The sequence below is a fragment of the Mesorhizobium sp. B2-3-13 genome (genome assembly GCF_006442195.1).
Lineage (GTDB): Bacteria > Pseudomonadota > Alphaproteobacteria > Rhizobiales > Rhizobiaceae > Mesorhizobium > Mesorhizobium salmacidum.
In genome coordinates this window covers 1-15,310 of record NZ_VFVQ01000016.1, presented here as the reverse complement: position 1 = coordinate 15,310, position 15,310 = coordinate 1, and the positions used below count along the sequence as shown (strand labels likewise).

General features: G+C 62.4%; 12 protein-coding genes. 4 read left to right on the top strand and 8 right to left on the bottom strand.

Annotated elements, in window-relative coordinates; all coding sequences use genetic code 11:
* Positions 1-34: 34 nt before the first annotated feature.
* From glgB to FJ941_RS19215, 5 genes are all read right to left on the bottom strand, one after another.
* A complete protein-coding gene (glgB, locus tag FJ941_RS19235; RefSeq protein ID WP_140508007.1) occupies positions 35-2,248 on the bottom strand; it encodes a 1,4-alpha-glucan branching protein GlgB in 2,214 nt (737 codons plus the stop codon).
* 106 nt (positions 2,249-2,354) lie between these two features.
* Positions 2,355-4,817, bottom strand: a complete 2,463-nt coding sequence (locus tag FJ941_RS19230) for a glycogen/starch/alpha-glucan phosphorylase (protein WP_140508005.1) — start codon at positions 4,815-4,817, stop codon at positions 2,355-2,357.
* Between the two features lie 133 nt (positions 4,818-4,950).
* Positions 4,951-5,733 carry an ATP-binding cassette domain-containing protein gene (locus FJ941_RS19225; RefSeq protein WP_027146641.1) on the bottom strand — a complete coding sequence of 261 codons (783 nt, stop codon included), beginning with the start codon at positions 5,731-5,733 and terminating at the stop codon, positions 4,951-4,953.
* A complete protein-coding gene (locus tag FJ941_RS19220; protein ID WP_140508003.1) occupies positions 5,730-6,791 on the bottom strand; it encodes an ABC transporter permease in 1,062 nt (353 codons plus the stop codon). Before FJ941_RS19220 ends, FJ941_RS19225 begins: the two co-directional genes overlap by 4 nt.
* 156 nt (positions 6,792-6,947) lie before the next feature.
* Positions 6,948-7,964: a sugar ABC transporter substrate-binding protein gene (locus FJ941_RS19215; protein ID WP_181169886.1), complete on the bottom strand. Its 1,017-nt coding sequence runs from the start codon at positions 7,962-7,964 to the stop codon at positions 6,948-6,950.
* A gap of 230 nt (positions 7,965-8,194) precedes the next feature.
* On the opposite strand from FJ941_RS19215, the gene FJ941_RS19210 reads away from it, so the two are divergent.
* From FJ941_RS19210 to FJ941_RS19195, 4 genes are all read left to right on the top strand, one after another.
* Positions 8,195-9,421 (top strand): ROK family transcriptional regulator, encoded by a 1,227-nt coding sequence (locus FJ941_RS19210; protein WP_140507999.1) that lies wholly within the window; start codon positions 8,195-8,197, stop codon positions 9,419-9,421.
* A complete protein-coding gene (locus tag FJ941_RS19205; RefSeq protein ID WP_140507997.1) occupies positions 9,422-9,868 on the top strand; it encodes an RbsD/FucU domain-containing protein in 447 nt (148 codons plus the stop codon).
* Complete coding sequence (locus FJ941_RS19200; protein ID WP_140507995.1) at positions 9,865-10,788, top strand: carbohydrate kinase; 924 nt, start codon at positions 9,865-9,867, stop codon at positions 10,786-10,788. The genes FJ941_RS19205 and FJ941_RS19200 overlap by 4 nt, the downstream gene beginning before the upstream one ends.
* 229 nt (positions 10,789-11,017) lie before the next feature.
* Entirely contained in the window at positions 11,018-12,160 is a 1,143-nt protein-coding gene (locus FJ941_RS19195; protein ID WP_140507992.1) for a DegT/DnrJ/EryC1/StrS aminotransferase family protein, read from the top strand.
* 72 nt (positions 12,161-12,232) lie between these two features.
* Here FJ941_RS19195 and FJ941_RS19190 read toward each other — a convergent pair whose 3' ends face one another.
* The 3 genes from FJ941_RS19190 to cysC all read right to left on the bottom strand — a co-directional run.
* The gene (locus tag FJ941_RS19190) at positions 12,233-13,495 is read right to left on the bottom strand and encodes an O-antigen ligase family protein (protein ID WP_140507990.1); all 1,263 of its coding nucleotides are present in this window, start codon (positions 13,493-13,495) and stop codon (positions 12,233-12,235) included.
* 54 nt (positions 13,496-13,549) lie between these two features.
* On the bottom strand, positions 13,550-14,350 hold the full coding sequence (cysQ, locus tag FJ941_RS19185; protein WP_140507988.1) for a 3'(2'),5'-bisphosphate nucleotidase CysQ: 801 nt from the start codon (positions 14,348-14,350) through the stop codon (positions 13,550-13,552).
* Positions 14,351-14,360: 10 nt separating this feature from the next.
* The coding region (cysC, locus tag FJ941_RS19180; RefSeq protein ID WP_140507986.1) for an adenylyl-sulfate kinase at positions 14,361-15,310 on the bottom strand (950 nt) is incomplete at its 5' end.

Genomic DNA, 15,310 nt, shown 5'->3' with positions numbered 1-15,310 from the left:
ACTCGTCTTTATGCGTTGACCAGCCTTAACGAGTTCAGTCGGCGGCGAGTTCAAGCATGATCGTCGACAGCGGTGGCAGAAGCATCATTGCCGAAATGCTCTTGCCCTCCGCCCGGGCCTCGACCACGCCGCCATTGCCCATGCCGGAGCCGCCATATTCGGAAGCGTCGGTGTTGATGATCTCGCGCCACTTGCCGGCCTTCGGCAGAGGCACACGATAATTGTCGCGCGGCACCGGTGTGAAATTGGAGATGACGGCGACCGGATTGCCGCCGGGAGCGTTGCGCACCCAGGCGAAAACCGAATTCTGGCTGTCGTCGACGATCAGCCAGGAAAACCCTTCCGGCTCGCAGTCGCGGCCATGCAGGGCCGGGCGTGAACGATAGAGATAGTTGAGATCGCGCACCGTCTGCCAGACACCGCGATGCGGGCGGAAATCGAGCAGGTTCCAATCGAGCGCGCGCGTCTCGCTCCATTCGCGGCGCTGCGCGAATTCCTGGCCCATGAACAGCAGCTTCTTGCCGGGATACCCCCACATGAAGCCGTAATAGGCCCGCAAGGTCGCGAATTTCTGCCAGTCGTCGCCGGCCATCTTGCCGAGCAGCGTGCCCTTGCCGTGCACGACCTCGTCATGCGAGAGCGGCAGCACGAAATTCTCCGAGAAGGCGTAGGTCAGGCCGAAGGTCAGCTCATTGTGGTGGTGCTTGCGGAAAATCGGCTCCTTTGAAAAATACTCCAGCGTGTCGTGCATGAAGCCCATGTTCCACTTGAAGCCGAAGCCCAGCCCACCTTCATGGACAGGCGCCGAGACCTTTGGCCATGAAGTCGATTCCTCGGCGATGGTCATAACGCCGGGATGGTGCCCGTAGAGCTCCTTGTTCATCTTCTGCAGGAAGCTGACCGCCTCGAGGTTTTCGCGCCCACCCTTCTCATTGGGAATCCATTCGCCCTGCTTGCGCGAATAGTCGAGGTAGAGCATCGAGGCGACCGCGTCGACGCGAAGACCGTCGACATGGTATTTTTCGGCCCAGAATAGTGCGTTGTTGACGAGGAACGACACCACCTCGCGGCGGCCGAAATTGTAGATCGCGGTGTTCCAGTCCGGGTGGAAGCCCTTGCGCGGGTCGGCATGCTCGTAGAGCGCGGTGCCGTCGAAATGGACCAGACCGTGCTCGTCGACAGGGAAATGCGCCGGCACCCAGTCGAGAATGACGCCGATGCCGGCACGGTGGGCGCCATCGACAAAGCGGGCAAAGCCGTCCGGATCGCCGAAGCGGGCCGATGGCGCGTAGAGGCCGGTTGTCTGGTAGCCCCACGACGGGTCATACGGATGCTCGGAGATCGGCAGGAATTCGACATGGGTGAAACCGGCCTCGACCACATAGGGGATCAGCCGGTCGGCCAGTTCATCCCATGACAGGAAGGTGCCGTCGTCGCGAAGCTGCCAGGAACCGGCGTGGACTTCGTAAATCGAGATGGCTTCGCGCCGAGGGTCGGCGTTGCGCCAGAAATCGCGATGCGCCTCGTCACCCCATGGATGGGCCGGCGGCACCGCGGTCACAGAGGCGGTTGCCGGGCGCAGCTCCGACTTGAAGGCGAACGGATCGGCCTTCAGCGGCAACCTGACGCCATCGGGGCCTATGATTTCGTATTTATAGGGCCGGCCGGCACCAATATCGGGAATGAACAGCTCCCAGATGCCGGTGTCGCGACGGTCGCGCATCGTATGCCGGCGGCCATCCCAGTCATTGAAATCGCCGACCACCGAGACGCGCCGGGCATTGGGCGCCCATACCGCGAAATGCACGCCGGTAGCGCCTTCGTGCTCGATGACATGCGCGCCGAGCTTGTCGAACAGCCTGAGATGCGAACCTTCGGCGATGTAGTAATCGTCCATCGGCCCGAGCACCGGGCCGAACGAATAGGGATCGGTCAGCCACCAGCCGCCGCCGGCATTGCGCGCGTGGTAGCGAAGCGGTTGGCGCTTCCTGATCGACAGCTTGCCCTCGAAGAAACCGGCGTCGTCGCGCCTGGTCAATTCGCCCGCCTCGATGCCGGTCAGCGTGTAGGCGGTGACGGACTGCGCGTGCGGAACGAAGCAGCGCGCGAACAGGGTCTTGCCGGCCTCCTGGACACCGAGAACCGCAAAGGGATTGCCGTGCGTACCGGCGACAATCGCCGCAACATCGCTGGCTGGCGCCAGTCCGTCCGGCCCGCTTGTCGCAGCGGTCGCGTGCGGCTTCCTCATCAGGCAGCGTCCCTCCCAGGGCACCAGCTATTCATTTCTAGCGATGTGAATTGGGCATTCAACTCGCATCACCGGGACCACATTGTTCGTGGCTCATGCAATCACATCAGACCGGCACGTTCCAGATTTCTTTCGCGTATTGACGGATCGTGCGATCGGAGGAGAACCAGCCGACGCGGGCGACGTTGCGGATGGCGCGCGCATACCAATCCGGGCTGTTGCGCCAGACAGCATCGACGTCGCGCTGGCAGGCGGCATAGGCGTCGAAATCCGCCGCGACCATGAACCAGTCGGTGTCGTAGAGACCGTTGATGAGGTCGCGGTATCGATTGGGATCATCGGGCGAGAAGACGCCCGACGAAACCGCCGCAACCGCCTGCGCCAGTTCCGAGGATGCTTCGATGACGCCGCGCGGATTATAGCCATTGTTGCGCCGCTCGGCGACTTCTTCGGTAGTGAGGCCGAAGATGAAGATGTTGTCGTCGCCGACATGCTCCTTGATCTCGACATTGGCGCCATCAAGCGTGCCGATGGTCAGCGCGCCGTTCAGCGCGAACTTCATGTTGCCGGTCCCCGACGCTTCCATGCCTGCGGTCGAGATCTGCTCGGAAAGATCGGCGGCCGGCATCAGCACCTCGGCCAGGCTGACGTTGTAGTTCGGTACGAACACCACCTTCAGCAGGCCGCGCACCGAAGGGTCGCTGTTGATCACCCTGGCGACATCGTTGGCCAGTTTGATGATCAGCTTGGCGTTGTGGTAGCTGGGCGCGGCCTTGCCGCCGAAGAATTTTACGCGCGGCATCCAGTCGCGCTCGGGATGCGAACGGATCTGGTCATAGAGCGCGATCGCTTCGAGGATGTTGAGGAGTTGGCGCTTGTATTCGTGGATGCGCTTGACCTGGATATCGAAGAGCGCCGAAGGGTCGAGCTTGATGCCGAGGCGATCGGCTACCAGATTGGCAAGCCTCACCTTGTTCTGGCGCTTCACGGCGGCGAATTTTTCGCGGAAGGCAGTGTCGCCGGCGAGAGGATCGAGCCCCTTGATCGCCTCGATGTCATCCATGAAGCGGTCGCCGATCGCCTCGCGGGCAAGCGCGGTGAGGCCCGGATTGCACTGGATGAGCCAGCGCCGCGGCGTGATGCCGTTGGTCTTGTTGTTGATGCGATCGGGATAAAGTTTGTGAAGGTCGGCGAAGACCGTCTCCTTCATCAATTCGGTGTGCAGCGCCGACACGCCGTTGATCGAATGCGAACCGACAAAGGCCAAATTACCCATGCGCACCCGGCGGTCGCCATTCTCCTGGATCAGCGAGATGCGGCTGATCTGCTCGTCCGAGAATTGGTCGGTGGCGCGGGCTTCGAGTAGCACCTGCGCGTTGATGGCGTAGACGATCTGCATGTGGCGCGGCAGGAGCCGCTCGAACAGCGGCACCGACCAGCTTTCCAGCGCCTCGGGCAGCAGCGTATGGTTGGTGTAGCCGAAGGTGCGCTTGGTGATGTCCCAGGCGAGATCGAAATCCATGCCATGGACATCCATCAAGAGCCGCATCAGTTCAGGCACGGCGATCGCCGGATGGGTGTCGTTGAGGTGGATCGCGGCCTTGTCGGGCAGCGACTTCAGGTCGCCATATTGGCTGAGATGGCGCTGGACGATGTCCTGCAGCGAAGCGGTCGAGAAGAAGTATTCCTGGCGCAGCCTGAGCTCCTGCCCGGCCATGTGGGAATCGGCTGGATAGAGCACGCGCGACAGCGCATCGGCCTTGTTGCTTTCAGCCAGCGCCCCCATGTGGTCGCCGGCATTGAACTTGTCGAGCAGGATCGGATCGATCGGCATGCCCGACCACAGCCGCAGCGTGTTGACGCGCTTGGCGCGCCAGCCGGCCACGGGCGTATCGTAGGCGACCGCCAGAACATGTTCCCTCGGCTTCCAGACATGGCGTTCGAAGCGCCCTTCCCTGGAGGTGATCGATTCGACCGAACCGCCGAAGCCGACTTCGAAGGAGCGCTCGCGGCGCTCGAACTCCCAAGGGTTGCCATGGTCAAGCCAGGTCTCGGGCAGTTCGACCTGCCAGCCGTCATGGATTTCCTGGCGGAACATGCCGTTGGCATAGCGGATGCCGTAGCCATGCGCGGGAATGTCGACGGTCGCCATGCTTTCCATGAAGCAGGCGGCGAGCCGTCCGAGGCCGCCATTGCCGAGGGCAGCGTCCGGCTCGAGCGCCGCGATCAGGTCGAGGTCGACGCCGAGCGACGACAGCGCCTCACGCATATTCTCCATCAGGCCGAGATTGGAAAAGGCGTCGCGCATCAGACGCCCGATCAGGAATTCGAGCGAGAGGTAATAGACGCGCTTTTCCTGCTGGTCGTAGGCTTCCTTGGTGGCCTGCATCCAATGGTCGACGATCCGATCGCGCACGACCTTGATCGAGGCGGTCAGCCAGTCGTACTGGGTCGCGACGGTGGTGTCCTTGCCGACCCGGTATTTGAGCGACATCAAGACTTCTTCGGCGAGCGTCTTGGGATCGGGATTGTCGAGAGCGGGGGCTTCGATCGTCATGGCGGATGTCATATCGCCTCTCGTTCGGTTTGGCCTGATCATACCGGCTTTCACCGTTTCTCCCAGCCTATCCTAGTGCATTGCAGCATGTTTTCAATCGATTAGAGAATACTCCCGCCTGCTTACCCTGCGGCAACTTGGCAGTTCAGGCCGCCAATGCCACCTCCGGGGGTGTTTTTGCCCCGGTCATAAAGGCAACGGCATCGGACATCGTATATTGCTTGGGGTCGATGACGCACAGGCGACGGCCCAGACGGTGGATGTGGATACGGTCGGCCACCTCGAAGACGTGCGGCATGTTGTGCGAGATCAGCACGATCGGCAGACCGCGCTTCTTCACGTCGAGGATCAGTTCGAGCACGCGGCGGCTCTCCTTGACGCCGAGTGCCGCCGTCGGCTCGTCCATGATCACCATCTTCGAGCCGAAGGCGGCGGCGCGGGCCACCGCCACGCCCTGGCGCTGGCCGCCCGACAGCGTCTCCACCGCCTGGCTGATGTTCTGGATGGTCATCAAGCCGAGTTCGGTCAGCTTGTCGCGGGCGCGCTTTTCCATTGCCGGACGGTCGAGCATGCGAAGCCACTGGCCGACAAAGCCGGGTTTGCGGATCTCGCGGCCGAGGAACATGTTGTCGGCGATCGACAGCGCCGGCGACAGCGCCAGGTTCTGGTAGACGGTTTCGATGCCGGCTTCGCGAGCTTCCATCGGCGACTTGAAGGAGACGGGTTTGCCTTCGAGCCGGATTTCGCCTTCGTCCGGCACGGCCGCGCCGGAAATCGCCTTGATGAGCGACGACTTGCCGGCGCCGTTGTCGCCGATGACGGCAAGGATTTCGCCGGGGTAAAGGTCGAAATCGGCATTGTCGAGAGCGGTGACGCGGCCATAGCGCTTGACCAGACCGCGCGCGGTGAGGATGGGCTCCTGGGTCATGCCGAAACCTTTCTGATCCATTGGTCGATGGCGACGGCGCCGATGATCAGCACGCCGGTGAGCAGCACTTTCCATTGCGGATCGGCGCCCAGCATGTTGAGGCCCATCGAGACGACGCCGACGATCATGGCGCCGAACAAGGTGCCGAGGATGGAGCCGCGGCCGCCGAAGAGAGAAATACCGCCGATCACCGTCGCGGTGATCGCCTGCAGATTGTAGTCGGTGACGGCGGCGGACGGCGAGATCGAGCCGTTGCGGCCGATCGAGACCCAGGCCGCGAAAGCGGCGATCAGCCCGGCAAGGGTGTAGACCGTCATCAGCACCTTCTTGGTTTGGATACCCGACAGCTTCGCCGCCTCCTGGTCGTCGCCGACGGCGTAGACATGACGGCCCCATGCGGTGTGGTTGAGCACGTACCAAAGAACCAGCACGAGCACGACCGTGGCGATGACGCCGAGCGTCAGCACCGCCGTGCCGACCTTGAAGCTCAGGGCAAACAGGTGCAGCAGCGGCGCCTGATTGTCGACGTCGGTGTCGCGGATCGTCTCATTGGCCGAATAGATGAAATTGGTGGCCATGACGATGTTCCAGGTGCCAAGCGTCACGATGAAGGGCGGCAGCTTCATATAGGCGACCAGCAGCCCGTTCAGCAGCCCGCAAGCTGCTCCGGCGGCAAGCCCGATCGCCACGGCGAGCACGCTCGGCATGCCGTAGCTGACCGCGCAATTGCCCATGATCACGGCCGAAATCACCATGATCACCCCGATCGACAGGTCTATGCCGGCGGTCAGGATGACCAGCGTCTGCGCGGCCCCGAGAATGCCGACGATGGCGATCTGCTGCAGGATCAGCGTCAGCGTGTAGGACGAAAAGAATCGCCCTCCGATCGTGATGCCGAAGATAATGATCGACAGAAGCAGCACGATCAGCGGCACCGCGGCCGGCGTCGAATGCAGAAAATGCTGGACGCGCTTGACGGCTGATTTGTGCTCGTCGAAAGCGGCCACGCTTGTGTCGCTGGCCGAGAGAACCTTCTCGAATTCCTGAACTTGAGCCATGTTTTCTCCCCGTAGGGCTTCAGCCACGCGCTGACGCCGTCCACGCCTTCCGGTCTGTCGCCGGGATTATTCGCGTTTACAGTGATGCATCGTCCACCCGATGCGGCCGGGGATCAAGCCCCCCGGCCGATCGGTTTTGTTCCGGTCAGGCCGGCATCAGCCCCAGCACTTGGCGAGGCCTTCCTTGGTGTCGATGGACTTGACGCCGTTGGCGGGCTTGTCGGTGACGAGATTGACGCCGGTGTCGAAGAAGTTCTTGCCCTCGGTCGGCTTCGGCTTGGTGCCGTCCTTGGCGAAAGCGGCGATCGCCTCGATGCCGAGTGCGGCCATCTGCAGCGGATATTGCTGCGAGGTGGCGCCGATGACGCCTTCGGCGACCGACTTCACGCCGGGGCAACCGCCGTCGACCGAGACGATCAGCACCTGGCTTTCGAGGCCGACGGCCTTGAGCGCCTGGTAGGCGCCGACCGCTGCCGGCTCGTTGATGGTGTGGATGACGGTGATGGTGTTGTCCTTCTGGAGAAGGTTTTCCATCGCCTTGCGGCCGCCTTCCTCGTTGCCGTTCGTCACATCATGGCCGACGATGCGCGGATCGGTCTCATCGCCGATCTTGTTGGAATCCTTCACGTCGATGCCGTAGCCCATCATGAAGCCCTGGTCGCGCAGAACGTCCACGGTCGGCTGCGAGGGGGTCAGGTCGAGGAAGCCGATCTTGGCATCCTTGGCCTTGTCGCCCAGAGTGGCGGCGGCCCAGGCGCCGATCAGCTTGCCGGCCTCCAGATTGTCGGTGGCGAAGGTCGCGTCGGCGGCGTCGATCGGGTCGAGCGGCGTGTCGAGCGCTATCACCAGCAGGCCCGCATCGCGCGCCTTCTTCACCGTCGGCACGATGCCCTTGGTGTCGGACGCGGTGATCAGAATGCCCTTGGCGCCATCGGCGATGCAGCTTTCGATCGCCGCCACCTGACTCTCGCTGTCACCGTCGATCTTGCCCGCATAGGTCTTGAGATCGACGCCAAGTTCCTTGGCCTTGGCGGTCGCGCCCTCTTTCATCTTGACGAAGAACGGATTGGTGTCGGTCTTGGTGATCAGGCAGGCGCCGACGCCGGCGGCTGATGCGGACGAAGCGAACGCCATCAGACCCAGCGCGGCCGCCGCAAAAACGGTGGACTTCAACAGTTTTGTATTGGTCACGATTTTCCTCCCAGTGAACCATTTTCGAGTGCCGGCCAACCGGCACCCGCACGGCATCCAAGCGACTTCTCCCAGCGCGGATGCCCCCTCAAAGAACACCACAGCAGGGCATCTGTCAATAATTAAATCACTCTTATTTATTATTGACAGCCTTGCGTCGTTCACTCATTCTGGCCCAAAAGCATTGCCGGGGAAACGACGGGAGGAACAGGGTGGAGACCGCCACTGCGAGGCATGGTTCGCCCGAAGCGAACGAGAGCCTTATTCACCGCGGCACCAACCAGAGCGGCATGCGCGACCACAACGAGCGCCTGGTGCTTTCGCTGGTGCGCCAGCACGGCAGTCTTGCGAAGTCCGACATTGCCCGTATGACCGGACTTTCGGCGCAGACGGTCTCGGTCATCATGCGCGAACTGGAGGAAGAAAGCCTGCTCGTGCGCCAGGCGCCATTGCGTGGCAAGATCGGTCAGCCCTCGATCCCCATGGCGCTCAATCCCGAAGGCGCCTTCTTCATCGGCCTCAAGATCGGCCGCCGTAGCGCCGAACTCGTGCTGATCGATTTCCTCGGGCAGGTGCGTGCCATGCTGCAGCATTCCTACCGCTACCCTGCCCCACGCGAGACGGTCGAGTTTGTCACGTCGGGCATGAAGGCGATGCGCGGCGAGCTGACACCGGCGCAGGACAAGCGCATTGCCGGACTCGGCATCGCCATGCCGTTCGAACTTTGGAACTGGGCCGACACCGCCGGCGCGCCGCGCGACGTCATGGACGAATGGCGCCATCGCGATATCAGGGCCGACATCCAGGCACAGTGCGATTTTCCGGTCTACCTGCAAAACGATGCCACCTCCGCCTGCGGCGCCGAACTGGTCTTCGGCCAGACGGGCGCGGCGCGGGACTTCGTCTATTTCTACATCGGCGCCTTTGCCGGCGGCGGCATCGTGCTCAACGGCCGGCTCTTCGGCGGACCGACCGGCAATGCCGGCGCGCTCGGCTCAATGCCCGTGCCCGGGCCGGATGGAAAACCGACCCAGCTGATCGACGTGGCCTCGATCGCCATGCTCGAAAAAACACTCAATGCGCGTGGCGTCGAGGCCTCGTATCTGTGGACCTCACCCGAGGATTGGGGGGAGATCGGCGCTGAGCTCGACGAGTGGATCGCCAGCGCCTCGCAGGCGCTCGCTTACGCCATCGTGGCAGCGTCCTCGGTCATCGATTTCGAGGCCGCGGTGATCGACGGCTGGATGCCGAAGGCCGTGCGCCAGAGGCTGGTCGAGGCGGTCGTGACGGCAATCGGTGCGATCGACGGCGAAGGGCTGAAACTTCCGACCGTCCGCGAGGGAACCGTGGGCATTCATGCCCGGGCGCTCGGCGGCGCCAGCCTGCCGCTTTCCGAACGGTTCCTGATCGGTTCGACGACGATCTCCAGGAGCGCCTGAATGCTGATCGGGATTCCGGCGCTGCTTGGTCCGGAGCTTCTGGCGACGTTGCGCGCCATGGGCCATGGTGACGAGATCGCCCTGGTCGACGGGAACTATCCGGCGCAAGAGCAGGCAAGACGCCTCATCCGGACCGACGGCCATGCCCTCATTCCCGTACTCGACGCGATACTGACGCTGCTTCCGGTCGACGATGTCGTGCCGGAGGCGCTGTTTCGCGCCTCGGTGAAAGGCGATCCGTCGCTTGCCGACCCCGTCCATCATGAAATGGAGGCGATCTGCGCCAAACGCGCTCCGGGCCGCAAGGTGGTTGCGCTGGCCGGCGCCGACTTCTATGCACGGGTCAGATCGGCGCATGCCATCGTCGCGACAAGCGAGCCGCGGCTTTACGCCAACATCATCATCCGCAAGGGCGTGATCTATCCGCCGGAGACCAGGAAGCCATGATCCTCTGCTGCGGCGAAGCCCTGATCGACATGCTGCCGCGCACCACCACCGAGGGTGAGCCGGCCTTCGCTCCCTATGTCGGCGGCGCCGTTTTCAACACGGCGATCGCGCTCGGCCGGCTCGGCGCGCCGGCCGGCTTCTTCTCGGGCCTGTCGTCGGACCTGTTCGGCGGCCAGTTCCGGAACGCGCTCGGGGCAAGCAAAGTGAGTTCAACCTACGCGCACACTTCGCCCCGGCCGACGACGCTGGCCTTCGTGCGGCTGAACAACGGCCAGGCAACCTACACCTTCTATGACGAGAACACGGCCGGGCGCATGCTGACCATCGAAGACCTGCCGCAACTCGGCGGCGAGATCGAGGCGATGCTGTTCGGCGCCATCAGCCTGATCTCGGAGCCGGCTGGCTCGGCCTATGAGGAGTTCATGCGGCGCGAGCATGAGGCCCGCGTGATGATGCTCGATCCCAACATCCGGCCGAACTTCATCCCCGACAAGGCCAAGCACCTCAGGCGCATCCGGGAGATGATGGCGATGGCCGACATCGTCAAACTGTCGGACGAAGACCTCCACTGGTTCGGCGAAGCCGGTTCGCACGAGGATGTGGTGCGCAATTGGCTCGAACGCGGCCCCAAGCTGATCGTCGTCACCCATGGCAGCGAAGGTGCCGTTGGCTACAGCAAGCAGCACCGTGTCACCGTCATACCGGAGACAGTCAAGGTGGTGGACACCGTCGGCGCCGGGGACACGTTCAACGCCGGCATCCTTGCCTCCCTGCATGAGCAAGGCCTGCTGGCGAAGGCGGCGATTTCCAGCCTGTCCGAAGACGCAATCCGCAAAGCATTGGCGCTCGGCGCCAAGGCGGCGGCAGTGACGGTATCACGAGCCGGCGCCAATCCCCCCTGGCGGCACGAGATCGGCTGATCGGCTCCCGAAAGCGATCACTTTATGTTTCCATGCGCCAAAAAACCGCGACAAAAATGGCCTGAATTGCACCGCCAAGCCCGGATTCCCGGCTTTTTGGGCAATGCACCGGCAAAACACGGGTAACGGGCTGCGACACTTGCACCATACCCCCGGTTCGCAGCCGGCTTTTTCAGCCGCGCCAAGTCTGGTACCAGCGGGCCGGTTATTGGCAGGTATTGAGGCCGACATGCAGTTCATCGATCTTGGCGCGCAGCGCGAACGAATCCGCGACCGGCTGAAAGCCGCGATCGACCACGTTGTCGAGGATGGCCGCTACATCTTTGGCCCCCAGGTCGCCGAATTCGAAAAGAAGCTCGCCGCCTATGTCGGCGTCAAGCATGTGGTTGCCTGCGCCAACGGCACGGACGCACTGCTTTTGCCGCTGTTTGCCGCCGGCATCGGCCCGGGCGACGCGGTGTTCGTGCCGAGCTTCACCTTCGCCGCCACGGCGGAAGTGGTGGCGCTGGCCAAGGCCGAGCCGGTTTTCGTCGATGTCGATCCGAAGACCTACAACATCGACATCGCCAGCCTCGAGGCGGCGATCGCGGCCATCAAGAAGGAAGGCCGACTGAAGCCGAAGGCGATCATCCCCGTCGACCTGTTCGGTCTTGTCGCCGACTATGAGGCGATCATGGCTATCGCCAATCGCGAAGGCTTGTTGGTGATCGAGGATGCCGCGCAGTCCATGGGTGGTTCGCTCGAAAGCAGGATGTGCGGCTCGTTCGGCCACGTCGGCTCGACCAGCTTCTATCCGGCCAAGCCGCTTGGCTGCTATGGCGACGGTGGCGCGATGTTCACCAATGATGACGCTTTGGCCGACACGCTGCGTTCCTTCGCCTTCCACGGCAAGGGCGAGACGCAATACGACAACATCCGCGTTGGCATCAATTCACGGTTGGATACGCTGCAGGCGGCAATCCTGATCGAGAAGCTGGCCATCCTCGAGGAAGAAATGACAGCGCGGCAGGTGGTAGCCAAGCGCTATGCAGAAGGCCTGGGCGATATCGTCACCGCGGCCCGTAACCTGGATGGCAGCCGTTCGGCCTGGGCGCAATACGCGATCGAAACGCCCAAACGCGACGGCCTTAAAGCTCATCTGAGCGAAAAAGGCATCCCGTCTGTAATTTATTACGTCAAGCCGCTGCATGAGCAGATCGCCTATCGCGACTACCCGCGCTCGCCGACCGGTCTTGCGGTTTCGGAGGATCTGCCGAAACGCATCCTGTGTCTGCCGATGCATCCCTATCTTAGCGAGGCCGACCAGGACCGGATCATCGAAACGATCCGCAACTATATCGGCTCGAACTCAGCGCAGGCCGCGGCCGAATAGGCGCCTGATAGCAGAGGCGGACACACCTCGTTCGCTTAGAGCGGTCGGGGCGCGGGTCGGCGCGTCGCGCCGTTATTTTGAGACGGTCGGCACGCGTCTTGTGGTCCGGTCATCCATTCCCGGCCGGGTCACGGAACGGCACTGCAATATGCAGATCCCTGCGGTGAAGACCAAAGTGCCCAGCACCCATGACAACCAGATCCGATGGTCGACCGACAGTTCGACAACAGCTATGATCAGGTAGTTGCTGGCTATGAAATGGCAGGGGCCCCTCAAACCGCCGATCATTCTTATGATCGCGCCCAGGAGCACCCCATACACAATGATGCCCAGCGCTCCGAGCTCGTACCACAAATCGAATACGATATTGTGTGCGCTTGGGAGATCCACCTGCGCATAATATGTGGGACTCACCACAACCCCGACCGCGTTTCTCATCGTATTGGCGCCATGGCCGAGAACGGGCTGGTCCGCAATGTGGGGCGAGATCATCTGCCAAAGATCAAGTCGCGCGGCGAAGGTTCCTGGATAGAAAGCCAGCCATCCCGTGGTTTTGAGGTAGGCGAACAGCGGCGAGACGACGAAGGGGGCGATCAGGGCAAAAGACAAATAGACGGCGAAGAATGCGACCAAGGCGTGCTGGCGGTATTTGGCGGGCATGACAAACATCAGCGCCACGAAGACAATCGCCAGATTGACGCCGGTCGATTGACCGTAGAGCAATGTCAGCACGGCAAAGAGAGCCGCAAGCCCCCACCAGACGAACCACGGCTGGGCAAGAAATATGACGGCAAAAAAAGCTCCATAGACCGTGATTTTGTGGAGGGTGAAAACATTTTCCACAAATCGCGGATTTTCGGTCAAAAACGCAAAATACAGTTCCCAACCCATCACCGACACCAGGCCGATCAACATGCCGACCAATGAGACCCGCGCGAGCCGGTCGCGTTGAGCGCCCGGAAGCGCCAGAATGCACTCAAACAGCAGGATGGCGGCGACCGAGTAGCCAAATAGGTCCCTCGCCGCCATGAGAGAGCGGCTCGCATTAACCGACCACAGGGCGCTCGACAGGACAAAGCCGGACAAGAGGGCCAGAGTTACGGCGAGGCCTATCGTTGCTCTGCCAAAGCGCGCACCCTTCGTCAAAAGGGTAAGAGCGCCCATGAGTGCCGCGACAAATGCCAGGGCCGTCGGAGACATTTCGATGAAGGCGAAAAGGGCGGGAGAGAGGGCGTAGAGGCCCAGCAACATCCTGAGGACTATTTCGTCGCGATTGCTGGTCCATACCGGAAACCCGCCCAGAATGACGGCATGGCATTTCTGAAAAAAGGACATTCAACTACCGACTCAGGGAACGCCTATACAGGATAGGTTATCGGCGAAGGCACCTCAACGTTCGATACGTCCTGCGGTTGCAACCCTGCCGCTGGCGATGAAATGCGGATTGGCGAAGTCCTCGTCATCGGCCTGGTTGCGCTTGCCATAGGCCAAGGGCTTGCCGTCCAGCGTGCGTGTCGTGCCACCGGCGGCGCGCAGCACCGCGTCACCCGCCGCCGTGTCCCATTCCATGGTGCGGCCGAAGCGCGGATAGACATCCGCCTCGCCATTGGCGAGAAGGCAGAATTTCAGCGACGAACCGACCGAGACGATCTCGGCGGCACCAAGGTCGCGAATATAGGCTTCGGTTTCCGGCGTGTTGTGCGAGCGGCTGGCAACCACCGCCAGCGGCGTCGCGGCCGTTCTCACCGAAATCGGCCGGCGAGAAACGATCTGGTAGTCGCCATCGATTTCGAGGGCTTCCGCCCTGCCCGGCAGACCGGAAAAGAAGCGGCCGCTGCATGGCGCGAAGACAACGCCGACTTCGGGCACGCCATGGCGGACAAGCGCGATGTTGACGGTGAAGTCGGTGCGCCGGTTGACGAATTCCTTGGTGCCGTCAAGCGGATCAATGAGGAAGAAGGTCTCGCCAAGTTCGCCTGGCATGACACCGGCCGCCGCCTCCTCCTCGGCCACGCAGGGGATGTCGGGGAATTCGGCACGCAGGCCGGCGAGGATGATCTTCTCGCTCTCGCGGTCCGCCTCGGTCACCGGCGAGGAATCCGATTTGCGGTCGACCGCGCAGCCGGCGTGGAACACACGCATGACCTCACGCCCGGCCGCTAGCGCCAGCCGCTCGAAGATCTCAAGCATCGACGTGTCCTCAGATGCCGCCGCCATTGTCATATTGATCTTCCGCAATGTCACGCTCGTTCAGCCAGTGTTCCAGGGCATCTACCATCTCTTCAGGCGACTTGCCGAGCGTCTTGAGATGGATCTCCGGGTTCTCCGGTGCTTCGTATGGAGAATCGACACCGGTGAAATTCTTGATCTCGCCATTCAGCGCGCGCGCATAGAGGCCTTTCGGGTCACGCCTGGCGCATTCCTCGAAAGGCGTGTCGACAAAGACTTCGATGAACTCGCCACTGGCCATCAATTCGCGCGCCATGCGCCGCTCGGCTCTGAACGGCGAAATGAACGAGACGATGACGATCAGCCCGGCGTCCGCCATCAGCTTGGCCACTTCGGCGACGCGGCGAATGTTCTCGACGCGATCGGCGTCGGTGAATCCAAGGTCGCGGTTGAGACCGTGACGGACATTGTCGCCGTCCAGGATATAGGTATGGCGGCCAGTGGCGAACAGCTTCTTCTCGAACAGGTTGGCGATGGTCGACTTGCCGGAGCCCGAAAGCCCCGTGAACCAGAACACGGCGGGCCGCTGGTTCTTCATGTCGGCGCGCACGCCCTTGCCGACATCGAGCGATTGCCAATGGATGTTTTCGGCGCGGCGCAGCGAATGCAGGATCATGCCGGCGCCGACCGTGGCGTTTGAGATGCGGTCGACCAGGATGAAGGCGCCGGTGGTGCGGTTCTCGCCAAACGGATCGAAGGCGATCGGCGTCCGCGTCGAGATGTTGCAGATGCCGACTTCGTTCATTTCAAGCGACTTGGCCGCCTCATGGGCAAAGTCGTTGACGTTGATGCGGTATTTCAGATCGGTGACGGTGGCGCTGGTCTGATCGGTCTCGGTGCGCAGGATATAGGACCGGCCAGGCAGCAGCGCATTTTCGTCGAACCAGACGATGCTGGCGGCGAACTGGTCGGCGACCTGCG

What these genes read in the sequence shown, in the direction of transcription:
- FJ941_RS19225 (WP_027146641.1), bottom strand. Translation starts at nt 5,733, where the DNA reads ATGACCCAGGAGCCCATCCTCACCGCGCGCGGTCTGGTCAAGCGCTAT.
- FJ941_RS19205 (WP_140507997.1), top strand. Translation starts at nt 9,422, where the DNA reads ATGCTGATCGGGATTCCGGCGCTGCTTGGTCCGGAGCTTCTGGCGACG.
- glgB (WP_140508007.1), bottom strand. Translation starts at nt 2,248, where the DNA reads ATGAGGAAGCCGCACGCGACCGCTGCGACAAGCGGGCCGGACGGACTG.
- FJ941_RS19200 (WP_140507995.1), top strand. Translation starts at nt 9,865, where the DNA reads ATGATCCTCTGCTGCGGCGAAGCCCTGATCGACATGCTGCCGCGCACC.
- cysQ (WP_140507988.1), bottom strand. Translation starts at nt 14,350, where the DNA reads ATGCTTGAGATCTTCGAGCGGCTGGCGCTAGCGGCCGGGCGTGAGGTC.
- FJ941_RS19220 (WP_140508003.1), bottom strand. Translation starts at nt 6,791, where the DNA reads ATGGCTCAAGTTCAGGAATTCGAGAAGGTTCTCTCGGCCAGCGACACA.
- FJ941_RS19230 (WP_140508005.1), bottom strand. Translation starts at nt 4,817, where the DNA reads ATGACATCCGCCATGACGATCGAAGCCCCCGCTCTCGACAATCCCGAT.
- FJ941_RS19190 (WP_140507990.1), bottom strand. Translation starts at nt 13,495, where the DNA reads ATGTCCTTTTTTCAGAAATGCCATGCCGTCATTCTGGGCGGGTTTCCG.
- FJ941_RS19195 (WP_140507992.1), top strand. Translation starts at nt 11,018, where the DNA reads ATGCAGTTCATCGATCTTGGCGCGCAGCGCGAACGAATCCGCGACCGG.